At 44.3% G+C, this 24,101-nt stretch carries 20 protein-coding genes and 2 tRNA genes; 5 read left to right on the top strand and 17 right to left on the bottom strand.

The genetic code is table 11. The annotated features are described in order from the left end of the window. Positions 1-77 precede the first annotated feature (77 nt). Positions 78-806, bottom strand: a complete 729-nt coding sequence (locus ACRRU2_RS01045) for a DUF6081 family protein (RefSeq protein ID WP_331699286.1) — start codon at positions 804-806, stop codon at positions 78-80. A 60-nt stretch (positions 807-866) separates the two neighbouring features. Then, on the bottom strand, positions 867-1,784 hold the full coding sequence (locus tag ACRRU2_RS01040; protein ID WP_331699285.1) for a prenyltransferase: 918 nt from the start codon (positions 1,782-1,784) through the stop codon (positions 867-869). Positions 1,785-2,043: 259 nt separating this feature from the next. Here ACRRU2_RS01040 and ACRRU2_RS01035 point away from each other — a divergent pair, with 259 nt between their 5' ends. Next, positions 2,044-3,357, top strand: coding sequence for a hemolysin family protein (locus ACRRU2_RS01035; RefSeq protein WP_331699284.1), 1,314 nt, complete (start codon positions 2,044-2,046; stop codon positions 3,355-3,357). A 592-nt stretch (positions 3,358-3,949) separates the two neighbouring features. Here ACRRU2_RS01035 and ACRRU2_RS01030 read toward each other — a convergent pair. Next, the gene (locus ACRRU2_RS01030) at positions 3,950-5,470 is read right to left on the bottom strand and encodes a PAS domain-containing sensor histidine kinase (protein ID WP_432499686.1); all 1,521 of its coding nucleotides are present in this window, start codon (positions 5,468-5,470) and stop codon (positions 3,950-3,952) included. 191 nt (positions 5,471-5,661) lie between these two features. Between ACRRU2_RS01030 and ACRRU2_RS01025 the strand changes: the two genes are divergently transcribed. Then, positions 5,662-5,737, top strand: a tRNA-Thr gene (locus ACRRU2_RS01025). Positions 5,738-5,745: 8 nt separating this feature from the next. Next, positions 5,746-5,822: transfer RNA gene (locus ACRRU2_RS01020), tRNA-Pro, on the top strand. 618 nt (positions 5,823-6,440) lie between these two features. Here the strand turns inward: ACRRU2_RS01020 and ACRRU2_RS01015 are convergent. The 4 genes from ACRRU2_RS01015 to ACRRU2_RS01000 form a co-directional block, all read right to left on the bottom strand. Continuing rightward, positions 6,441-6,602 carry a hypothetical protein gene (locus ACRRU2_RS01015; protein WP_432499685.1) on the bottom strand — a complete coding sequence of 54 codons (162 nt, stop codon included), beginning with the start codon at positions 6,600-6,602 and terminating at the stop codon, positions 6,441-6,443. Positions 6,603-6,676: 74 nt separating this feature from the next. After that, complete coding sequence (locus ACRRU2_RS01010; RefSeq protein WP_331699281.1) at positions 6,677-7,618, bottom strand: ring-cleaving dioxygenase; 942 nt, start codon at positions 7,616-7,618, stop codon at positions 6,677-6,679. Positions 7,619-7,670: 52 nt separating this feature from the next. After that, a complete protein-coding gene (locus tag ACRRU2_RS01005; RefSeq protein ID WP_432499684.1) occupies positions 7,671-8,114 on the bottom strand; it encodes a MarR family winged helix-turn-helix transcriptional regulator in 444 nt (147 codons plus the stop codon). Between the two features lie 64 nt (positions 8,115-8,178). Continuing rightward, positions 8,179-9,585, bottom strand: a complete 1,407-nt coding sequence (locus ACRRU2_RS01000; protein ID WP_432499683.1) for an MFS transporter — start codon at positions 9,583-9,585, stop codon at positions 8,179-8,181. A 93-nt stretch (positions 9,586-9,678) separates the two neighbouring features. Between ACRRU2_RS01000 and ACRRU2_RS00995 the strand changes: the two genes are divergently transcribed. Then, positions 9,679-10,161 (top strand): MarR family winged helix-turn-helix transcriptional regulator, encoded by a 483-nt coding sequence (locus ACRRU2_RS00995; protein ID WP_331699278.1) that lies wholly within the window; start codon positions 9,679-9,681, stop codon positions 10,159-10,161. 155 nt (positions 10,162-10,316) lie between these two features. Here the strand turns inward: ACRRU2_RS00995 and vanT are convergent, their stop codons facing one another. From vanT to rarD, 4 genes are all read right to left on the bottom strand, one after another. Then, a complete protein-coding gene (vanT, locus tag ACRRU2_RS00990; RefSeq protein ID WP_432499682.1) occupies positions 10,317-12,458 on the bottom strand; it encodes a serine racemase VanT catalytic subunit in 2,142 nt (713 codons plus the stop codon). Positions 12,459-12,463: 5 nt separating this feature from the next. Beyond that, a complete protein-coding gene (locus tag ACRRU2_RS00985) occupies positions 12,464-13,264 on the bottom strand; it encodes a D-alanyl-D-alanine carboxypeptidase family protein (RefSeq protein ID WP_432499681.1) in 801 nt (266 codons plus the stop codon). Then, positions 13,252-14,322, bottom strand: coding sequence for a D-alanine--D-serine ligase VanG (gene vanG, locus ACRRU2_RS00980; protein WP_432499680.1), 1,071 nt, complete (start codon positions 14,320-14,322; stop codon positions 13,252-13,254). The genes ACRRU2_RS00985 and vanG overlap by 13 nt, the downstream gene beginning before the upstream one ends. A 382-nt stretch (positions 14,323-14,704) precedes the next feature. Further along, a complete protein-coding gene (gene rarD / locus ACRRU2_RS00975; RefSeq protein ID WP_331699274.1) occupies positions 14,705-15,610 on the bottom strand; it encodes an EamA family transporter RarD in 906 nt (301 codons plus the stop codon). 278 nt (positions 15,611-15,888) lie between these two features. On the opposite strand from rarD, the gene ACRRU2_RS00970 reads away from it, so the two are divergent. Next, positions 15,889-16,536 carry an SIMPL domain-containing protein gene (locus ACRRU2_RS00970; protein WP_432499679.1) on the top strand — a complete coding sequence of 216 codons (648 nt, stop codon included), beginning with the start codon at positions 15,889-15,891 and terminating at the stop codon, positions 16,534-16,536. Positions 16,537-17,167: 631 nt separating this feature from the next. On the opposite strand, the gene ACRRU2_RS00965 is transcribed toward ACRRU2_RS00970, so the two are convergent. From ACRRU2_RS00965 to ACRRU2_RS00940, 6 genes are all read right to left on the bottom strand, one after another. Continuing rightward, a complete protein-coding gene (locus ACRRU2_RS00965; protein ID WP_432499678.1) occupies positions 17,168-18,010 on the bottom strand; it encodes a glycoside hydrolase family 43 protein in 843 nt (280 codons plus the stop codon). A gap of 78 nt (positions 18,011-18,088) precedes the next feature. After that, complete coding sequence (locus tag ACRRU2_RS00960) at positions 18,089-19,159, bottom strand: hypothetical protein (RefSeq protein ID WP_432499677.1); 1,071 nt, start codon at positions 19,157-19,159, stop codon at positions 18,089-18,091. Between the two features lie 33 nt (positions 19,160-19,192). Beyond that, positions 19,193-20,449, bottom strand: a complete 1,257-nt coding sequence (locus ACRRU2_RS00955; protein ID WP_432499676.1) for a glycosyl hydrolase family 28-related protein — start codon at positions 20,447-20,449, stop codon at positions 19,193-19,195. Between the two features lie 75 nt (positions 20,450-20,524). Next, on the bottom strand, positions 20,525-21,406 hold the full coding sequence (locus tag ACRRU2_RS00950; protein WP_331699270.1) for a carbohydrate ABC transporter permease: 882 nt from the start codon (positions 21,404-21,406) through the stop codon (positions 20,525-20,527). An 18-nt stretch (positions 21,407-21,424) separates the two neighbouring features. Beyond that, entirely contained in the window at positions 21,425-22,330 is a 906-nt protein-coding gene (locus ACRRU2_RS00945; protein WP_331699269.1) for an ABC transporter permease, read from the bottom strand. A gap of 2 nt (positions 22,331-22,332) precedes the next feature. Further along, positions 22,333-24,024: an extracellular solute-binding protein gene (locus tag ACRRU2_RS00940; protein WP_432499675.1), complete on the bottom strand. Its 1,692-nt coding sequence runs from the start codon at positions 24,022-24,024 to the stop codon at positions 22,333-22,335. Positions 24,025-24,101 lie beyond the last annotated feature (77 nt).

The following is a 24,101-nucleotide window of genomic DNA, read 5'->3' as shown; positions in this document are numbered from 1 at the left end:
ATATCTCCCCTCAAGTGCTTATCCATTCGACAATTAATGATACTATTGTACTTGTTTTAGGGTGAAACATCTAGTCGCTATTCTGAAATTTCTATTTTAATTGGCGACCATTCGCCTATAACCGTTTGCCCATGAACCGATGTGCTTCCCTCCGGAGAGAGATCCTTCTCTGTCATAATGCCCAGAGCAACGGTGAACTGATTGAACTGGACCGGAACGTCGCGCTCCCGGCGAATCTCTTCGCCGTTCAGGTAAAAGACAATCTCGTTGCGTTCTTTGCTGTACGTAATTTTGTACGTGTTGAATTCATGCTTTTTATAGTTCGTATCCTCTTTGAAGATGCAAAAATACTTGGTCTTGCCTGTATTTGGCACTTCTACACCTGGGAATGGCAGTATTGCATATACACTTGCGTACTTGTCATTGCCGGCAAAGAAATCAAGTGCCGCGCCAGTTGTAAAATCAAGCAAATTCAAGGATACGTATCCGTCATACAAATCGTTAGGCGCCGTTCCCCGCGTTCTTGCTCTCATTTGCAGCTCAAAGCTTATTTCTCCTGCTTCCGGCACGATTACAGGCTCTGCCGAATAATACATATGCTTGGCATTGTCCAAAATTTGAATTTGATCATTGGCGCGGCTTAACAAAGCTCTTACATATAATATGCCATTGCGTACAATAACAACGGCTTCTGGCTCCCGATATTCCCAAAAAGATCCGTCTGGAAGCTGAAATCCGCCCATCTTCCATACTTTTCCTTCCTCAAGAATCGTATCAAAATCTCCTAGTACCCATTGCTTTTCCATTTATGTCCACTCTCCTGACTGATCTAGATCCTCTATTATCTTGTAATGAATAATATTATTTTAATGAATAATTAAAGCTTGTACAATAAGCGCCACTATCATTATGGCACCGCATCGAATCGCCGCTTGCAGCGAGGCGCCCATAAGCGGAATATAGGCTTTCGCTTCATTACCGTTGCCCAATCTGCCGTAAACCATATATAAAGGAATAGCAGTTACAAGTCCAATTAAGCTGTAAGGTGGCAGTGTACCGTATAGTACACAAACGATTAAAGCCAAGTAGGCCAGCGCCAGCAAAAGCTTAGAGAACGAAAGCGCACGCTGCTCGCCCCAAACGACAACAAGTGTTTTTTTGCCTGCCTGCTTGTCCGCCTGCCAGTGTAAAAAGTGATGGTTGAACAAAATTAGCGTTGTAAGCAAGCCGATGGGAAGCGACAGCAAAAAAGCATCCAAATCAAGCGTTGAGGTTTGCACATAATAAGCGCCGGCAACAGGCAGTACGCCAAAGGACAGCAAGATGGCAATCTCGCTATAGCCTTTCCCTCGATAGCCGAATCTTATCGGAGGCGCTACATAAAAATAAGCGATCAAGCCCCCCAGAAGGCCAAACACAAACGCCCAAAAACCGCTGGTAAAGCTAAGAATAATGCCGCAAGCTGCAGCGACGGCAAGCAGCAGCCAAGTAACTGCTTTAAAACGCTGTATGCTCCATGTGCCGTTAGTTAAAAATCCGGAGTTGGTCGATATAGCATCGACACTTTCCTTTGCTTTGGAATCCGTGCCATTTTTATAATCCCATAAATCATTGACCATATTGGAAAATAAATGGGCTGCGCTCGCGCCAAGCAGCGTAATAATAAATAAAACAATATTAAATTGCCCCTTCCAGGCCCACGCTCCAAGCGCGCCAAGAATGACGGGAATTAACATGACAGGAATAACTTTAAATCTTGAGGCGCGCAGAAACTGTTTAAACATATGAAGTCACTGCCTTTCTGTTACTGTAAGCATTATAAATATAATAAAAATCGTCATAAGATCATCTTAAGCTCGTGAAATCGACTTGTAAAGACTCGATAATCGATGAGAATACTGATGATAGTCGAACATTTAGACCTAATTTGACCAATTTAAGCCCGTTGAAGGTCCTTTTGAGAGTTGTCATACAGGCGACAATTTCGTTATAGTTATCAATATATACTTTAAATTTATGGGAAAAGGGTAGTGAGAATCGATAATGGGTATAGGACTTAATATTTTTATGTTCACTCTTCTAATTATACTGACTGCGTTTTTCGTTGCGACAGAGTTTGCAATCGTCAAGCTTCGTACAAGCCGAATCGACCAGATGGTATTAGAGGGACGCAAAAATGCGCTAGCCGTTCAAAAAGTAACGAGCAACATGGACGCTTACTTGTCAGCTTGTCAGCTCGGTATTACAATTACGGCACTTGGGCTAGGTTTTCTTGGAGAGCCGACGGTTAATAAATTGTTAACCCCTGTGTTCGCCAATCTTGAGCTCAACAGCAAGCTTAGCGGGGTTCTATCTGTCACCATCGCCTTCGTATTTACAACCTTTCTGCACGTTGTTGTAGGTGAGCTAGCACCTAAAACCTGGGCGATCCAAAAAGCAGAGTTTATTAGCTTGCATACGGCCAAGCCATTAATATTTTTCTACAAGCTGATGTTTCCATTTATTTGGGCGCTTAACGGGTCAGCTAACGCGCTCGTTCGTTTCTTCGGGCTAAAGCCTGCCAAAGAGCATGAGGAAGCGCATTCCGAGGAAGAGATACAAATTATTTTGAATGAAAGCTATCAAAGCGGCAAAATCAACAACACAGAATACGGTTACGTAAGCCGCATCTTCGCTTTTGATGAGCTGTTAGCCAAAGAAATTATGGTGCCGCGTACAGATATGATCTGTTTGTACACCAACAATACACTGAAAGAAAATTTGGAGATTATCCGCAAGGAGCAATATACCAGATTTCCAGTAGCGCTTGAAAGCAAAGACAACATTGTAGGGATGCTGAACACGAAGCAGTTATTTCTTGAGTATGATTCCAATAAGGAATTGGATTTCAAAAAATTGATCCATCCGGTTTTAACCGTTTCGGAGGTTACTCCGGTCAAAATGCTCCTCAAAAGGATGCAGCAGGAGCGTGTCCATATTGCGATTTTGGTTGACGAATATGGCGGCACCTCTGGACTTATAACAATCGAAGATATTTTAGAAGAAATTGTAGGCGAAATTCGCGACGAATTCGATGCCGACGAAAGGCGCGAAATCGAATTGCTCGCTGAAAATTGTTATTTATTAGACGGAAAAGTGCTGCTGGATGAGTTGACTGAGCTTACTGGACTTGGCTTTGAGGATGAGGATGTAGATACGATCGGCGGCTGGCTGTACAGCAAAATTACCGAGCCTAAGCCTGGCAAGGAGATGCAGTTCCATCACCTCAAGTTCATTATTCGCGAAACGAGCAAAAACCGAATCCGCAAAGTTGAAATGCAGATTTCCCCTCCTGAGCTGGAAGGCGAAATTGCATAAAATAAAACCGTACCCCTCTGTATAAGTGGCGGTACGGTTTTTTATTAAAAATTTAAGAAAGTATAAGTTTTTGTAACCTTATAGCTGTTCTTATATTTCATCGGTAACGCGCCTAGTCCAAAGGACGGCGGAGCCGTTTATCCTTGTTTAAGTGACTATCTGCCTAATCAGAATAGTTGTGGAACCCCTTTGGACTTTGTAAATGCCATCCACTTCCGTTCCATTTACCATTTGATCCCACTCCAGTGCCATCCGATCCGCCCAGTACCATCCTCTTCCGTCGCAGTTGCCGAGTCCATGATTCGATAGCTTCTAGCCGGTCAGTCGTTCCGTTATTATGCCCAAATTCGTAGTTTTAAGGTAGCAAGTGGACAGACGATCCGTTATTGACCCATAAACCGCAGAGAAAGCCCCGTTTGAAGACGAATAGCGGAATGTGTGACCGCGAAATTAAAAAAATAGCGGTTTTAAGGCAAATAACGGAACGTGTGACCAAGTCGATCCATTCTTTATATCGCGAAATGTGCCAACTAAAAGTAGTTTAAGGTGCACCCACCCGTTCTGTATGATATTTCATACCCAATTGTTTTTTTCAGAGCATGTCAGGAATCCAGCAATAAAAAGCGGTCCCTTTTTGAAGGGAGCTTTTTACAGTAATAATGCCGCCCATAAGCTGGCTGAAGCGCTGGCTAATGGCAAGCCCCAATCCAGTCCCTCCATACTTTCTTGTCATGGAGGCATCTGCTTGTGTAAAAGGCTCAAACAGCTTGCCCAAATGCTCCACGGTCATGCCGATTCCGGTATCCTCAACAAGAAACGTATATCCAGGCTGATTCCCTCTTGTTTCCCTATACACCGTAAAGGCAATATCGCCGCCCGCATCCGTAAACTTGTTAGCATTGCTTAGCAAATTAATCAAAATCTGCCTTAGCTTCATGCTGTCTACCGTTATAAAGCCGGTCAGATCAATATTCGTTGTTAAATGATTGCCTTTGGCCGATACTAACGGCCGGATCGTTGTAAGCACGTCCTGCACAATTTCCTGCAGCGAGCACGGCTCAACAAACAGCTCCATTTTGCCCGCTTCAATTTTGGATATATCTAGAATATCATTAATAAGCGCAAGCAAATGGTTGCCTGCGGAGCTGATTTTTCCCAAATCATCAGAAAAAACGGTTTCCCCTATTTCATCTGCTTCTTCCTTGAGCATCTCGCTATAGCCGATTATGGCATTAAGCGGAGTACGCAGCTCGTGGCTCATATTAGCTAAAAATTGGCTCTTCACCAAATTGGCTCGTATCGCTTCGTCATGCGCGGTGGCCAACTGCTCTGTCCTTTTCGCAAGTTCGGACTCAGCTTTAACACGATCCGTTATGTCAGTCCGAATCGATATAAAATGATGCGGCGAACCATCCTCATTCAAGTACGGGACAATCGTCGTATTCATCCAATACTCACTGCCATCCTTGGCGCGATTTTTCACCTCACCCTTCCAGACCTTACCTTGCTTTATCGTATCCCACATATTTTTGAAAAAGTGTTTGGAATGATGGCGTGAATTGATGACTCGATGCGTTTTGCCGATCAGCTCTTCTCGATTATACTTCGATATTTCGCAAAACTTAGTGTTTACATATGTAATAACACCTTTTTCATCGGTTATGGCGACGATCGACGATTCATCAAGCGCATTCTCGATATCGCGCAAATTTTCTACCGTCTGGTCCAGCTGGCTTTCATGCTGCTTGCGCTTCGTAATATCTGAGCCGATGGCAAGGTATTGATAGATAGCTCCCCCCTGATCCGCGAACGGAACAATTTTAAGATCCAGCCAATATTCCGTACCGTCCTTGGCCCGATTTTTAACATCTCCTTGCCAATGCTCGCCTTCGCGGATCGTTTCCCACATTTGCTTGAACATTGCTGGCGGGTGAAAGTTTGAGTTAAGCAATTTATGCGGTTGACCCAAAAGCTCGCTCGGATTATATTTTGACACCTCGCAAAAATTATCATTTACAAAAGTTATAATGCCGTTTGCATCTGTCATGGAAACGATAAATATTTGCTCGAATGCAGACAGTGCGTGCTTCATATCGATCGAGTTAGTAAACATGTTGTCGGCAGTCCCCTTTTTATACTACATTAAGTCTATTTTCACTGGCAGTTATAGGGCTGTCAAGAAATAGTTTATGCCTGCAAATGAGCTAGCGGCTGAATTTTTAGAAAATTTAAACTTTGAAAAAACGCTTGCAATCATTATAAATTCTGTGTATTATAAATCTTGTGTTCCGAAACGTTAACCACGCCGTTGTAGCTCAACTGGTAGAGCAACTGACTTGTAATCAGTAGGTTGGGGGTTCAAGTCCTCTCGACGGCACCATTTCTTATCGGGACGTAGCTCAGCTTGGTAGAGCACCTGGTTTGGGACCAGGGGGTCGCATGTTCAAATCGTGTCGTCCCGACCATAGTTGATTAGAATGGTTTATTACATAACTGAAAGGACATTTCCACTAGGAAATGTCCTTTTTTCTTAGAACAAGGATAAATGGCTCCGAATTATTAGAACTTATTCTAATGCGGCCACCCATTCGAGTTGACTTACTTCGTCGCAAAGTATACCGAGCAATGAAGAACTTCTAAGGGTTGCCACAAACGCTATTCGTGCAAAAATGACAGCTTGAATTTTCTAACGGTTGATATTGTGCTTAATTTCCCAAAAATCATTGGTTTTGCTCGAGAAATGGTACAATAGCGCTCGTGGCAACCGTTACATGCTTAAATGAGCTAAAATAATCGAAATAGCCCCTATGGCAACCGTTAGCGTAATTTCGGAAATTGATTACAGGGTACGTTTTGATGTGCCGTGTAAAAGACACCTCTTCTATGCATATATGCCAATTTTCGCTCTGCGAAAGTTGAGCTATAAATTCTTTTAAACAAGGATAAACGGCTCTGCTGTCCTTTGGACAGGCGGGTTTACCGATGAAATATAAGAACAGGTATAAGATAAAATTTATACTTTCTTATATTTTAAAGAAGAAACGCTGCAGCCTATATAAAGACACAACGTCTCTTCTTATTTATTAACGGTCAGCTTGCACACCTTCATCTTCTTCAGGATCCTTCGGATATTCAATTGCATCCCATTTTTTCGAATAGGCTTTACTTATAGCAAACAAGGTCAGGCCGCAAATAATAACAGCTATTAGTCCCATTACGATCCATACCTTTAGTGGCACTTCCATTCTTTTCACTCCTTTAGCTGCAAACAATGGCAACTACCACTATAACATTATTTCACGCAAATGGGCAGTATCGTTCAGTCAATCGGCGCGAGCCTTGCCTCGATTTCTGAGCGGCGCTGCTCAAGGAATGGCGGCAAATCAAGCGAACGGCCCATATCTTCAACTGGAGAATCAATTGTGAAGCCAGGTCCATCGGTTGCTATTTCAAACAGAATGCCGTTCCCTTCTCTGAAATACAAGCTTTGAAAATAAAACCGGTCTATAACACCTGACGTATCATAGCCGCGCTCTCTCACTTTTTGCTCCCAATAGCGAAGTTCCTGCTCATCCTTTACTCTAATCGCCAAATGATGAATGCTGCCTTTGCCTGGACGCTCAACAGCGCCATCCTGCTGCACGATTATAATTTCGCCGAATGACTCGCCAGCTGCAGACTGCAAAATTGCAGATTGCTCATCCTGAGCTTTTACCTGATAGCCAAACATTTCAGTTAGCATAGAAGAAAGCTTCTGCATATTTTTCACCGTAATTTCTACAGTCCCCATTCCCATAATGCGATGTTCTTGCACTACAGAAGATCCATCCCACTGCTGCCAATGTGCTGGAACGGGCTCACCGTTATTGTTAATGATCGCCAAACGCAAACCTTCATGATCTTCAAACAAAATAGCATCACGGCCAGCAAAAGCAGTAATATCACTGTGCTGTACGCCGAACTGCTCAAAGCGCCGCTTCCAATAATGCAAGCTTTCATAGGAAGGTACTAAAAGTCCGATACGAGTAATTGCATTCGTCCCCCTTACAGCCTGCGCAAGCATCGGCATCTCAAAAAATGAAAGCTCTGTGCCAGCACTGCCAGTCAGATCACCGTAAAATAAATGATACATAAACGGTGAATCTTGATTCACTGTTTTCTTAACTCTTCTCATCCCTAAAACTTCACTATAAAAACGGTTATTTGTTTTTGCATCCTTCATTAACATAGAAATATGGTGATGGCCTATAATAGTTGTCATTTGTAATTCCCCCTCATATCACTTGATTAGTCAATTGAAATATTAAAAAAAATTACACAGGCGGCAATTTTTTTTTCATACTATGCTTCTGAACTTTCGTTATTAATTGGTACAGCAGTTTCTGCTCGTCACCGGATAACGGGCTTTCGAAAAACGAGGATTGGAAAGCTAATTGCTCTGGTATGGCGCGCTGCAGCACAGCTTCTCCCTTATCCGACAAACGGATCGTTTTCGTTTTCCAATCCTGCGTCCGCTCAATATATCCTTCTCTTTCCAGCCGGGCCAGCATTCTAGAAATACCGCCTTGAGTGACGATGATTTTCTCTGCAAGCTCTGTCTGGGTCAGGGGCTGATAGACTTGAATTTGCAGCAAGCAATCGAACTGGGCAGTTGTCAGACCGAAGCGGCTAAGAAAATCATTTGATAACTGATTGCTTTGATTTGCGAACCGCATAATACGCAGCCAAGTTAACGAGCCAATCGTATTATTTTTCATCAGCACCCTCCTTTCTGCTTCCGTACCATCACTTTACTACTCAAGTGACATTCTGTCAACTGTTTTAACTCTGCCCCTTTTCTTTTACGCCGCTTACCGCAGCTGTTGGCTGTTTCGCAATCCTCTTCATTCCAAATTGCAAATTATATACAAGCAGCAGCAAAGCTACTACCAAACTCATCACCAGCAATATATTACTGTAAATAGAAGCCGCGGAGTTGCTTACGATCGGATTAAGCGGTGTTACAGTACTATTTTGATCTAAAAACTTGCCTATTACACTCATCGAAATCGCTCCGGAAATAAAATTCATCATAGAAAATAATCCCATTCCGACGCCAATTTGTGTTTTTGATAAAGTTCTGGAAATCGTATTGGACATCGCAATTTGCATAAAGGTCAGGCCTATATTGCCTGAAATTAAAATAATGGCGATAACATAAGGCGATGCACCGACGAAACTAGACAAAAGAAGGAAGCAAAGCAGCATACTGGAGCCGGCTAGCATAACGAGAAAGCCATTGCCGCGCTCATCAGCGATACGCCCTCCTCGGCGTCCAAGCATAGCAGCGCATAGCGCCGCAGGAAACAAGACGAAGCCGATGCTTCCTGGAGTAAGACCATTTACCGCAGACAAAAACTGCGGGGTCATAAAGGAAAGGCCGAAGTTCATCGATGTTGCAAAAAATGCAATTGCAAGGCCGATCGAGTAGCTTCTATTCGCAAATAAAGCAGGCTCGATAAATGGATTTTTTGAACTCTTAATACGAATAAAGAACAGTACAAACAAGATTAATGCTCCCGCGAGCAGCAGCAGACTGCCCTGTGTAATCGTTAAAAGGAGCATCGCAATGGCTCCGCCCAGCAATATGCCGCCGATAAGGTCGAAGGAGCTCTTTTGACCGCCTGAATCATTCAAATATTTACGGAAGAACGGCAGCGTGGCTAATGAAATCATTGAAAATAAAAACAATATTCGCCAGCTTCCAAAATTTGAAATCATTCCGGCAACTATCGGTCCCAGGGCGCTCCCCAGCGCAAGGCCCATCGCCGTAGTGCCTAGTGCGCGGCCTCGTTTTTCAGGAGCAAAATACCTTACCGGAATAATCATGGCAGTCGCGGGCATTACAGAAGCGCCGGCTGCTTGCAGAATTCGGCCGGCCACTACCATCCAGTAATCCACAGCAAACATTCCTACTACTGAGCCAAATGCGAAAATAATAAGGCCTATCGTCAGCAAATCTTTAAGGCTGTAACGGTCTGCCAACTTGCCGAATATAACGGAGCCGATGGCGTATAGCACCATGTAGCTCGTCATAACCCAGCTCACCTGAGACGGCAGCAGCTCAAATTCTTTTCCGATCATCGGCAATGCGACGTTGAACATCGTGCCGTTCATAACTGAAAAAATTAAAGCGAAGACAAGTACTTTCAACAGCCGATCTGCATGTTTTATTTCATGTCCATTCATATCCTTCACCCTCTGCTTTCTTGATTAAAGTGCAAACTTGTACTAATCCAGTTATAATAAAATTATGAATTGAAATGAAAGGAGAACTGGAACTTGCCTTCCAATGAAAGCCATTCGCAAGCTGTCGATATTTTACACTACCTGGCACGATCAGCGCATTTCATTAGGCGTGAATTCAAAGCGGAGCTGGCAACGCTGAATTTGCCATTTACGATTTCGGGGCCGCGCCTGAGACTGCTTTCTACTGTTCACAATGCCGGACAAATACGCATGAATGAGCTGGCCGCTAAGCTGGGCATTCAAGCTCGGACGGTTACTGACTTTGTCGACGGTTTGGAGAAAGAAAATTTGATCATCCGTTTGCCGGATCCTACTGATCGGCGCGCCATACTAGTCAAATTAACTCCTCAAGCTGAGGAGCATTTGGATAAAGCTTTAGCGAAACAGGCTGAAGCTGCTGAGCTGCTGCTGCAAAATCTGAATGAAAAGCAGCGAAGCGAGCTGTTGGCACTGCTTATGCAATTAATATCAACGAGCGACTTAACGAATCCTAGCGTCGACCATCTGCTATCCTAGCCATATGAGCCGCTATGCACAAGTATGATTGCACGTCTTTGCAGCAAAGCTTGCGAATAGTTACTGAGGTTACTCACTATGTGCTTACACACTTAAATATAGCGTGTTCATGACAAAAGGTCAATCCACTTCTCAATGGATTGACCTTTGTATAATTATGACACATAAATTCTTTCTACCCGCTCCCCAATTCGGCAGAACACTTCATTCGTTATCGTATTGCAGCGCCGCGCAATCTGTCCAGCTGTAATCTGTTCATCGCCGTCATGCCCTATAAAAGTAACGATATCGCCTGGCTGGACGCCATCAATAGCTGATACATCGAGCATCATTTGATCCATACAAATATTTCCCGAAATTGCCGCTCTCTGCCCTTTTACAAGCGCAAACCCACCACTTTCAAACAGCTCGCGCGGTATGCCATCCGCGTATCCGATCGATACTGTTGCAATTCGGCTGCCTTTGGCAGCAAAGTAATTTCCCCCGTAGCTGATTGTGCTGTCTTCATCTATATTTTTTATTACCGTAATCGTCGCCTTCAAGGATAACGCCGGCTTTAAATCTACTTTTTTCTGCACAAGGTCCTCATCACGACCAAGAACGCCAAACAATGCAATGCCAGGGCGAGCCAAATCACAACGCAGCTCCGGATAATTCAATATTCCATAGCTGCTTTGCATATGAAGCTTTCCAGGCTCGATGCCCGCTTCTTTTAATGAATCAATAACCGTATAGAATCTTCTAATTTGTTGATCGGTATAAGCAATATCTTTTTTGCTTGTGCTGTCAGGGGCCGATAGATGAGTATAGGTTCCCGTTATGTTCAAGTACTTGAGCCTATACAGGCTTTTAATACTTTCGGCATGCAAATAGGACTCGCCCACTCTGCCCATGCCTGTGTCTATTTTAATATGCACATCGAGCGTTTTCTTATAGCTATTCAACAGCTGCGCGTATTGAACATCCAGAACGGTCTGCGTCAATCGGTAGCGTCTAAGCTCATCGAATTGCTCTGGCTGCGTATAGCCCAAAATTAATATATCGCCTTTGATTCCGCCTTCTCGCATTTTAATCGCCTCTGTAATAGTAGCAACGGCAAAATGCGTAATACCTGCATCTGTAAGAGCATGTGCAGCTTCCACACTTCCGTGACCGTAGCCATTCGCTTTTAAAACGGCAATTATTCCACATCCGCTTGGCAATATCCGGCTTAGCTCCATCGCATTATGCTTAATATGCGTTACATTTATTTCAGCCCACGCTCTTCTATTAGGTACGGACGGCTCTGCTCGCTTGCCTGCAAACTTTGTAATTACAGCAGCTAAAGCAAACGACAATACAACCACTGCCATATAATGCAAAATACTATTAGTTACGAACAAATTAGTTGTGCCTGTTACTTTCGCAGCACCTCTGACGATAATAATCGCTAATGGATGCAAAATATAAATCCAAGTGCTAAGCTGCCTAAAGGACACATAGTTGCGCACGTCTAGCTTTAATAATAAATGTACGAGAAAATATACGACAGGCACTAAAAAAATATACATGCTGTCATGTCTTGGGAACTCGGAGTAATGAAGCAATACTCCTTCCAGCACCATAATAAACGTACATATTATTAAAAAGCCCGCATTCGTATTTACATCAAATATAGCTTTCGGCCGCTTTGCCGTCCAAGCTCCCATCGCAATAAACAGCGGTGCGAAAAACAAACCGTTTCGAGTATAATCAAATATTTTAAACAATATATCATAACTGGCTTGCAAGGCTGAGCTCTGTACGGATACCCCATAGTAACTATCGCCAAACAAACCAACAATATATAAGCCGCCTGTAATTGCCATTATGAATGCGAACGGCAGTCTATGATATAAGAAAGCTACAATATATACGCCAATAATTAAAGCTGGAAAATACCATAAATGATACAAGGTGCCATCGAATATGAAATCCTTCACAAGTGAATACCATGTAAAATCTGTACTAAAGTAACCTGCGTATATATTAACTGGAATATAGATCGCAACTGCTATTGCATACAGCTTTAATAGACGCCATACATACTTATTAACTGTACTGCGATCCTGCTTGCGCCTGCCGTTTAATTTGCCAAATAGAAAAAAACCTGCTGCCATAAAGAAAAAAGGTACAGCTACTCGCGCAATAATGCCGGTCAGCAAAAAATCTCCATACTCTGAATAAGTAGTTAACGGCCCTGTATGAATAGCTATAACAAACAGAGCCGCAATAAGCTTGAAGATATCAATAGCGCCATAGCTTTGCTTTGCGTTCAATTGTTTCACTGCCTTTTCCAATGAGCTATTGTAACGATAAACCCATCTACATTATTTCCCGAAGTAGCATAGCTGACCTGTTCTGGAATCATTACTTCCGTCTCAGCACCCGTCGAAGCGATATAGTAAATTTCATAAATACAGCTCCCCTGCTCAATAAATAAATGCTTTTGATTGCTTTCAAATTGCTTAAGATACAAAATATATTCCTCTAAGCAAAAATCTTGCTTCTCCATCAGCATCGCATGCGGAATACCGACGTAGCGATAATGCCATGGCTCGCATGAAATTCGGGTTATACTTGTTTTGCTTTCCTTGTATCGCTGCACGAAGCCATATTTGGCAGCGAGTCTTTTGAAAATTGCGCTTTTCCCCTCATCTGGAAAGGAAGGACAAATATAATCGACCTCCTCCTTGCTTAAACCAACATCAACTGCGAGTCCCGTCTGATGCTCGCTCTCATGAGGCCTCGCCACATAGCTTGCGGCAAACAGCTCTCCGCGCTCTGCTGCTGCTGCTTTATATAGCTCATGCTGCTCGCTGCTGGAGCGGAAACAGCTTACAGCTGAAATATCATCCAGCGCATGGCAGGCCTGCAGCAAAGCCAGCAGCTGCTGCAAGCATTCTGCCTCCAAATACATCATGCGCAATTGTTCAGATTTATGAATATGCGCGCGCGGGACCGGCCGCAAATCCTGCTTCAGACAGCGTATTGGATGGTCTTTATTTACAAGAAGCAAATGCCCTTTATAGATGTCTGAATGTTTCAATCGAATTACAATTTCTTTCGTATCTACAACTTCCATTGCTCATCAGCCTCCACCAAAGCAAGATTCAACAAACGATCAATAATTTCCGAATAGTTCATTCCGCTTTTTTGCAGCATGTTTGGATAGCGGGAACTAGAGGTAAAGCCAGGGATCGTGTTTACCTCATTGAACACAATTTCCTTCTCCGGCGTAACGAACAGATCTACACGGGCAAAGCCTTGGCAGCCAAGCACCTTATAAATGCGCAGCGCCGTTTCACGCGCGCGTTCAGACGTGTCGCTATCAATTCGCGCAGGCAGATGAATCTTAGAGCTTTGCAGCGTATATTTTTCTGTAAAATTGAAAAAGCCGTCAGTCACTTCAATTTCATCAATTATGCCTACTATCGGCTCCTGATTGCCGAGAACGGCACAGCCGATCTCAAAGCCGGCAATATTTCGCTCAATAACGACCTTATTGTCATGCGCAAATGCTGCTTGAATGCCGGCAATGAGCTCTTCCTTATTCGCAGCCTTCGTTATGCCAATAGAGGAACCGGAGCGAACAGGCTTTACATATAGAGGGTATCCCAGCTTCTCTGCTTGCACAGCTGCCTCTGTCGCCGATTCTCCTCGATATACAACGACGGAGCTTGTTACCTTTATCTCTTCTGCTTTCACAAGCGTGTGCGCCATGACCTTGTCCATAGCAACAGCTGAGGAAAGACTGTTGCAGCCTACATAAGGGATGCCTGCGAGCTCCAGCAAGCCCTGTACAGTACCATCCTCGCCGTATTTGCCATGAAGCACCGGAAACACAATATCGACAGGCACAACGTGGAACTCCGTATGTACCAGTTCAACTAACCCTTTTACCTCTCTGCTGGGAGAGATAAATGACGGTATACAGCTCGGATGCTGATGCCAGCTATCCTTTTTTATCTCGTCAATCGAACCGCTGTATCTAAGCCAATTCCCCTCTTTTGTAATGCCAATCATAATCAAGTTATATTTATCCAGATTAATTTGCTCGATTACGGATGCAGCTGATTTTAGTGAAACCTCATATTCGTTGGAGCAGCCACCAAACAATACCGCAACTGATTTCTTACTCATTTCTCCAGCCTCCTGGTCTATACTTCCATATTTCTCTTGTCCTTCTTCCATAAGAATAGAGAAAACAATTTAAAAAAAAGTAGGGTTATTATAAAGAAAACCTTAATAAAGTGACTGTTTTTTTAAACAAAAAGCGTTAAATCTTAAAGTTTTATAAAGAGAAGCACAAGTTTCAAGGATAAACGGCTCCGCCGTCCTTTGGACAGTGGCGTTTACCGATGAAATTTAGGAACATGTATAAAGTGAAAACATATACTTTCCTGTATTTTAAAAAAAGAACGCCTGTCGGCGTCCTCAAAAAATTCAGTATGCGGGCATAAAAAAAGCTTGATGACACATCCGGAGGGATGGCATCAAGCTCACTTAAAAATGTATCGAACAGTTATGTTGGCACTTTTTCGCTCTTGAGCTTTGTCAAGCTGGCTGGTCTGCTTTGCCTAAACGTTGCTATTGAGAATAACACAAGCGAGCACCAAATAAATATAAAGCTGTAAAGCTGACTGTTTGTAAACGGCTCTTTAAATACAAAAATAGCGAGCAACAGGCTCGTTGTCGGAGCAATGTATTGGATAAAGCCTACGATTGACAATGGCAGCCGCTCGGCAGCTTTCGCGAACCAGAACAAAGGCAATGCGGTAGCAACCCCTGCAAGCAGCAATAGAATGAGCGATGCAGTCGACAACTGACCGATCGTCGCTGTATGGTTGCTGTGTACAAAAATCAAATAAAAAAGCGCAATCGGGAACACGATCATCGTTTCCCAAGTAAGGCCCAGCAAAACATCCAGCTTCGCTGCTTTTTTAGCTAACCCGTAGCATGCAAATGATATAGCCAGCGACAAGGCAATCCAAGGCACATGACCATATTGAATAGCCATCCACAGTACACCGATCGCCGCAAGGCCGATAGCTAGCCATTGACCGACATTCAGCCTTTCCTTCAGAAATATAACGGCAAACAAAACGCTAATTAGCGGATTCATATAATAGCCCAGACTCGTCTCCAGCACCTGGTGCTGATTAACTGCCCATATAAAAATGAGCCAGTTCGCACTAATAAACAATGCACATAGCACAACAGCAAGCTTGCTTTTCCAGTCAGCAATTGCAGCTCTCATATGCTTCCAGCGTTTAACCACGGTTACTAAAAGAGCAACAAATATAAAAGACCATAGGATTCGATGCGACAAAATTTCTGGCGCTGACATCGATTCGAACAGTCTCCAATACAAAGGGAGCAATCCCCAGCATAAGTACGTAATTACGGCATACATGATTCCTTTTTTCATGTTACGATCCCTTCTAACTTGCAAATTACGGCCTAAAAATATTTCTATTTTTTACGATTGGACCATTAGACTATAATAGCCCAACAAGCAGCAGCTGCACAATAGAAAATACTTCAATTTACTATAAAAGAAAATGAGGAAGGTGTACTTTGTCGAAAGTATTACTGAGAAAATAAGATGTTTTTCCCGATAATGGTGCGGAGGATGCATTGAATTTCAAGCGATAAATAGTCATAGTTTAATTATAGATGCGATGATAAAGGAGGAGTATGGCGGCTATGGCGCAGCATAAAGAACATTCATGTGATTTTACGCTAGAGGTGTTGGGAGAAGGTGCGGTAACAGCAGTTCCAGACCGTACATTGATTACTTTAGGAACCGTTAGTGAAGGGGTAGAGCTGGAATCCGTCCAAACCGACAATGCTGCAAAGATGGCTGCGATTATTGAAGCGCTGGAGCAGTCGGGAATTGCCCGTGAGAGCATCAAAACTATACAATTTCTAATTGAGCCTCAATACGATTATATGGATGGAAAGCAAGAGTTCCGCGGATACAAAGTCACCCATTTGCTTCAAGTGACGCTAGACAATGTTACAGAGGCTGGACGTTTAATCGATATGTCTGTCGCGAATGGGGCGAATATGGTTACTTCAATAAAGTTTTACTCTAGCGAGGCGACTAAAGTACAGCAAAAAGCACTGATTGCTGCTGTGCGAGATGCAGAGGCGAAGGCTGCCGCCATCGCCGAGGCACTCGGCGTTTCCTTGTCCGCAGTTCCATGCAAGGTCGAGGAAGTACCGCAGCCCGAGGCGGAGCCTATGTACTTTAAGGCGACAGCTATGCCGTTGGAAAGCGCCGCAAGCCCCATTGAGCCGGGTCAATTGACCGTCAGAGCTTCTGCACGAATTTGGTATATGTATGGCTGAAAAAGAACAGCGTCATCATCATTTCATCGGTGTATAATAAGCATTAATAAAGATCTATCCCTTGACTTTGTTAGAAAGGAAAGCCGGCGGAAGAGCAACCGTCGGCTAGCAAGTTAGGTCACCGATAGGTGACCTAACTTGCCATCTTCGTGTGTAAAAAAACAAGTGATGCTTCCGATATCTATTTAGCCGACTGTCTTCATTGTGGTGCGGTCATTAATGACCGTTAGAACCAAAAAGAAGTTTTTTTGTTGCCTATGCGGACATTTATGACCATTAGAAGAAAATTCCGTCGAATACTCTAGTTTTTTTCTCGCTAACGGACATTTCTGTCCGCTAGAAAGGGAAATTGGCGAAAAATGAGCGCTAACGGTCATTATTGTCCGCAGCATTCGGAGCGATTCGAGCGCAATAGCTGCATCGTACGCCAAACATACAGAACTACGCCATCATCATCCCTGTTACGCATATTTCATGTTACGGCATGGCAGTGCAGTTGTTTCGAGAACTGATTCGTGTTTCGATATACTTATCCACAATTTTAACTGATGCATAATTTCCTAGACAGTGAAAAAAAAAGCCAACCAGAAATCTCTGGTTGACCTAATAATACGAAATGTCCATTTTTATTCTACCGCATTAGTAAAAAAACTGGACGCTCCAGCGGATGATCATTCGGCGCATGCAGTGAAATAAATCGTTCGCCAGCCAACGAAGCAAAGATCATGCCATGGCCGCCGTTCTCGCCAAATAGCGGCTCCTCCTCTTGATGCCATGGCCCTAGAACTTCACCTGACTCAGATATGGCCCTCCCCATCGCATAGCCCGCCTCGCCTTGGCTTGACCATAGCATGAATAGCCTGCCATCCGTTTCCCGATACAAAAAAGGCCCATCTGTTACATATTCCTTAGCTTCGCTTATCGCACGAGCCCAAGGTGCTTCAGACGCTCGAAATAGCATCGTTGGTTCTGCCTGCAAAGCCTTCAAATCAGATGTCAGCGGCGCCGCCCATATCTGGCCGTCTCTCACCTCCAGCCACTCCCGGCAAAACACAAGCCATGGCTGTTGATCAGAATCGACATACATCGTGCCATCCAAACATTCCCACTCCGCAGGTGTTATCGGTTTTTCCGTATGTGGAACGAAAGGACCAAGCGGAGAGTCCGCATTCAGAATTTGTGTCGCTCTTGGCATGTTCTTTGCCTTAAAGCTTGCAAACATATAGTAAGCCCCATTATATTCATGTACCTCGGGCGCCCAATAATCCTGATCTGACCAAAAATGTTCCTCTGGACGAAAAGCGGCGATCGGCCCTTCCCAATTTTCTAAATCATCGCTCACATACGCATCAAAGCCTGCTGGCCTTCCCGACCATGCGGTCTCGCCAATCGTTCCATACATGACATATCGATTGTTCTTCATATCTGTTAGAACGAACGGATCTCGAATATGAATATCCTGCAATTTCAACATATTTATCGACCAAACTCCTTCCCGCTCACGATTACTCCAACACTCACTACGCCTTACCACTACTGCTCTGCTAGATCGTTAGACAACTGGGCGCCACTTCGTACCATCCCATATTAACAATTTGCTTAGATCGGTATCATAGTACGTCGAGACATATGGAATTAAACGATTTGTTGGACGAGCCGACGTTTTCCCAGAGGTAGGCACAACACCTAGCTTTGTAAATTGAATGCGTTTATTCGGATCTACTGGAAACGCTCGATAAATGTCTTTATCCTCTTGGTAGGTGTACCAAACATAATTATCTAGCTGAACCGTGTATTCGCCAATTGCTTGCTGCGGACGATCAAAAAAAACAAAGCCTTTTGCGTCTGTACGATTCAAACCGCCGACCTTTGCCCCATGCAAATCAGCATTCGGATCATTTAAGCCCTTCACATGGAGCGTTCCCACACGCAAATAAGCTGCCGAGTGCGGCTTGAAGGCTGCACCGATGTCATAAACGCTGTCACCAATCCGAATAATACTTGTGTTATGCTGTTCAATAGGAGACAAATATACAGACAAGCTTTCAACAGAGCCTGAGCTGCCATCAAGCGTAATATAGCCTGTATCCGGATTACGCAGCGTCACACCTTCAATATGAATGGTAGAAGCAGCAAGACCATATACATCCTCTAGCAAAATAGCGGTATTCACCTTCGTATGCTCCACGTTCAGCTGCTGAATGGATACTTCGCTTTCCTCGCCTGTTAATGCGAATGGAATATCAACATTAGGCCGCGAGGACTTTAAGTAGATGTTGTTGAACACATTGCCAGTACGGATATCAGAGGAAAAATCAATGCCGCGATATGAAAAATCCTCAATCTCCAGCGTATCATACGTAACGGAGAATGATTCTGCGCCATTAGGCGAGTAAATGGCAGTTCCTACATCCGAAATACGCACATTGCGAACCGTAGAACCACGCTGCAACGACCACTGTGCAGCCGTATAAATACCAACTCGATCCCCGCGGCCTTCAGTATTTGAAATCAGGCCTGGCTCAAAGGATAATTCCAGATCAGCTACTACTGAGCTTCTCCCTGCTCGCAGAATTGGCGCCTTCGCATCCGTGCTGCGAGATACTATTTTTGTTACAAACATACCTGAACCTATCAAATTTTGATTCTGAATTTTCTAAGATTCCTCGATGTGATAAACCCCTGCTGGAACAAAAATGCTTTTGCCTGTCGCAATCGCTTGTTGAAAAGCAACCGTATCATCTTGACCATCATTCGGAACTGCACCATAATCCACAACATTTGCATAACCAATATGCGGTCCTTCTTGAGTTGGAATGCTAGCTTTGCCCTTCACAATCGACACATCGTCTATTGCGATGGCGCCACCTTTACGAATCCCCCACTTCACTTGCATATCTGGTGTGGAGCCTGTCTTAAAGGTCATTTTTGCAACCTTATAAGTACCCCGATCTGCTACTTCTGCAGCGTCCACATTCGTCCATATCGGTGCAGCGCTGGAGCCAAAGTTCATCGCTTTAGATTGATCGCCAGTCCCAGCCATTACATAGAAATAGCTGTCTTGCCCCTCTGGCTGAACCACTTTATATTTGAACATTACGGTATAGACGGTATTCGCAGCCAGTTCTAGCTTTGCTGGATCAGTAGCGAGAAACTCATGCCATTCCTGTTGAACGGTAGCGCTCGCGCCCACTGCATACTTCCCCTGAATCGCCTTAGCTTGCTGCACTAGCGCACCGCTACCTAGAGCTTGAAAAGAAGTCTTCGTTAAATCACCGCTTTCAAAGCCCTCAATAGCTACTGCCGCCGTTTTATTTACCATGACAGGCAGCTTGCCTTCTTTAATAAGCACATCATCAATAACGATAACGCCGCCATCCTGTATCCCCCAAAGCATGTTATACAGCCCGTCTCCCGCTGCCTTAAAGCTAGCTTCAGCAAGCCAATAGCCATCCTTCTCTGTTAAACGAACCTGATCTGCTGCAAGCTCTGCTCGATAAGGAATTGTTCCGCCACTCTTAAAGTTGAAGCCCGAAGTCACATCTGCTCCATTCACCTGTTGTTTCATATAAAAATAAAAGAAATTTCCTTCCTGCTCCAAAATCCGATATTTAAAAGAAATCGTATAATCCTTCCCAGCCGTTAGCTGCACGCGCTTATTAAGCGAAGCATACTCTGCCCATTGCGTACCTCTAGCGCTTAGCCCCTTGATCGAGCCAGTGCCTGCAATGACTTGGTTAGCTTCTTTCGTCAACGTGCCATAAGGCGTATTCAGCGTATAGAGTGTGCTTGCAATTGCTCCTTCAAATCCTTCTTCGTGCAAAGGCGCTGCTGCTTGGTCTGCAGAAACGAAACCGATTGGCGTCATAATAGCAAACATGAATAGAAACGTAGATAGTAATAATTTTTTCATTACCCTTCTCCTCTACTGATCGTTTATTGTAAGCCAGTTGGTTCCTTCCACAGCCTATCCTTGTTTATATTTTCTTTAGCCTTTTACACTTCCAATAACAATTCCTTTTACAAAATACCGCTGCAGAAATGGGTACACAGCGACAATGGGCAAGGTTGCGATTAATATTTGCGCCGACTTAATGGTTCGATCGGAAATAATCGACAGCTCTGATCGGCTGAGTTGCTGCAAATAAGTCATATCCCGCTGCATAATGACCGTTTGCAAATAGCTTTGCAACGGATAATTTTCTGGCTTATTCATTAGTATCAAGCCGTCAAACCAGCTATTCCAATGCCATACTATAGCGAATAACGAAATGGTCGCCATGGCTGGCAAGGACACTGGCACGAATAGCTTCCATAGCACCGTCCAATGCCCCGCTCCATCCACAAAAGCCGCCTCCTCCATTTCCTTAGGAAGCTGCCTGAAGAAATTGAGCAGAAGTACAATGTTGAAAATAGGAACAGCCCCTGGCAGCACCAATGCCCAGATCGTATCCAGCAAGCCCAGCTCCTTGATCACCATATACCATGGAATTAAGCCACCTGCAAACAGCATCGTAAAGAAAAAAATCCACGCATACCATGTACGCGAACGAAACGTTGTTGATTCTTTCGATAACGGGTAGGCGACAAGTATCGTAATAAGCAAATTAATGGCACTGCCTAACAACACGCGTTGTACCGTAACACTCATAGCAACCCATATTTCCCCCCTGGCAAATACATGCTCATAGGAACGAAACGTCCAATCCACAGGCCAAAACTTTACAAATCCTGCTGTCACTGCCGCGCTGGAGCTGAATGAAACTGCCGCAATATGAATAAGCGGAGCAATGCACAGCAATGACAATAGAATGAGAAAGCTAGCATTAGCGAATTGAAACAGTCTGCCGCCGAACGTTTTTCTGTGCATCCTCGTTGCCTCCTTTTTCTAAAAAATCCGATAATCAGCCAGTTTATAGGCCAAAAAGTAGGCAACAGAAATAAACAGGAACGAAACGACTGACTTGAATAGCCCTACGGCAGTTGCCACACCATATTGAGCCTGCTGAAGTCCGATCCGGTACACTAAAGTATCAATAATATCGCCGCTCTGATAGACCTGCGCACTATACAAATTGACGATCTGATCAAAGCCCGCATTCAAAATATTACCCATGCTCAGCACCATCATCAACACGATAATCATTCGCATGCCAGGCAAGGTCACATGCCAGGTTTGCTTCCAGCGATTCGCGCCATCAATAACAGCAGCTTCGTATTGCTGCGGGTCGATCCCGGTTAATGCGGCCAAATACACAATGGTAGCAAAGCCAAACTCCTTCCACACATCCGAGATCACCATCGTATAGGGGAACCAATCATTGCTGCCAAGGAAGAAGATAGATTTCAACCCGAACATATTAAGCAGCTGATTCACCAAACCTGATGAAGGCGATAATATATCAATGAGTACGCCCGCTAGAATAATCCAGGATAAAAAATGAGGCAAATATACAAGCGTTTGAATCCCCCGTCGAAGCCCTGAGCTGCGAAGCTCATTAAGCAGGAGGGCGACCGTAATCGGTACGATCAGCCCTGCAATCATTTTCATCCCTGCAATAAATACGGTATTCCAAAGCACACTATAAATCCCTGGCATATCGAGCATGTAAACGAAGTTATCCCAACCAATCCACCGTTGATCTCCGAAAAATCCTTTGGCCGGAATGAACTTTTGAAAAGCAATATACAATCCTGCCATCGGAATATATGAGAAGATTATCAATAGAAGCAATCCCGGAAAAATCATCAGATGCAGCGGCAGATTACGCCGAAAAGCATGCTTCCCGCTCATAATTAGTTTCCTGCCTTATGAAGCTCGTTAACTTCCTTCGTAATTTGTGCGCCGCCAAGCTTATTCCAATCCTCTACATATTTATCAAATGCCGCTACATCCAAATCGCCCAAAATAATGCGCATAAAGGTTTCATTCGTCAGCTTGGAAAGAGTAGCGCTCTTATCCGCCATCGTTGGTGTTGGCGCGCTTACAAAGCTATTTTTCTTGAACAAATCCTTTTCTTTGTACTGCTGCATCACACTGTATACGCCATCCGCTCCATATCCTGCGCTCCAGGACCACGAGCCCTCATTGCCATTTTTCTCGTAATCGGCAATTTTCTCAGCAATAACTTTAGCCTCGCCTTTCAACTGATCAAGCGTGCCATTCTTCGTCGCCTCCTGAATGGCTAGGAAAGCGTCCAGATTTTTGTTCGGCGGCTCAGGTGTCACCGGCGAAAGCTTCCAAGTTCCTTCCGCATCACCAGGCAAGTAATACGTATCGAACTCCGCTGTCTCGCCCCAGTTCTTTTCGATGTAGAGATTAAACATTTTGAACAATGCTTCTGGATTTGCCGCATCCTTGCGAACCGCCCAATATTGCGTTGTGCCAAGGCTAATTTCAGACAATGCAGGCTCTTGATCCGCGGACATTAACGGGAAGCCTTTCCATACCGCTTTCACGTCATTATCGTGATTCGACTGGAATGGCCATGCGCTTAGCCACTGTTGACCGAAGGTTACGCCAGCCTTGCCAGCCGAAGCCGTCTCTGCTGTTTTGCCCCAGTCTTTAACACCAAACTCTTGATCAAACATGCCTTCTTTATACAAACGCTGCAGCTCCGCGAGCGCTGTCTTCACTTCCGTTCTAGTGCTGCCATGTACAATTTGTCCATTCTCATCCTCAACCCAAATCGTCGGGTAAGCATGATAGCCATTAAAGAAGCCTTCCAAGCTTGCAAATCCGCCGAACAAATCCTTCTGTACCAATAACCCAACCGTATCATCCTTTTGGTTACCATCTGGATCCTGTTTAGCGAATGCTTCAATTATAACTAAAAGGTCCTGCATCGTTTTGGGCTCTGGCAAACCTAGCTTCTCTAGCCAATCCGTCCGAACCCAAGCAAACTGCGCCATATCGATTGAAGAACGAATATTCGGAATGCCCAACAGCTTGCCATCAATCGTTGCTGCCTTGAACGGAGCATCTCCGTCTTGCTGCAATACTTTTTTCGTAAGCGGCGCTGCATACTCCTCATACAAAGCGCCCAAATCCATAATGAGATCCGCTTCCTGCAATTGTTTTAGTTCGGTAGCATCGACTTGAATAAACTCAGGAACCTCGCCAGACGCTAGCGATACATTCATTTTTTGCTTATATTGATCTGTACCTTTCGCAATCCAATTATATTTGAATTGAATACCCAGCTCGTCTTGATAGAGCTTGGACCAGCGATTCTGCTCAAACGTCTCGCCCTTCAGCTTCGCTAGGACGCCTTCCAAAGTATCCTCTGTTGCACCGACCAAAGAAATCGTAATCGCAGGATCATACTTGCCTTTGTTTACTTCCCCCGTTTGCTGTTCTCCATTAGTCGCCTCACTGCTTGATTGAGGCTTTGCATGATTAGGCTGTGTGCTATTGCCGCAAGCACTTGTCAGCATAATTGCCGCAGCAAGCGACATGGCAGGTATCATTTTTCCTAGACGTTTCATACTATCACTCCACTCTCGATGTGTTGGGCCCATGACAACATCTTAGCATCGGCTCCCCGAGCTGCGTAACGCTAATC

This window comes from Paenibacillus sp. GXUN7292, from assembly GCF_050864975.1.
Taxonomy (GTDB): Bacteria; Bacillota; Bacilli; order Paenibacillales; family Paenibacillaceae; genus Pristimantibacillus.
The sequence above is the reverse complement of the archived record's forward strand: the minus strand, read 5'-3'. Positions and strand labels throughout refer to the sequence as shown.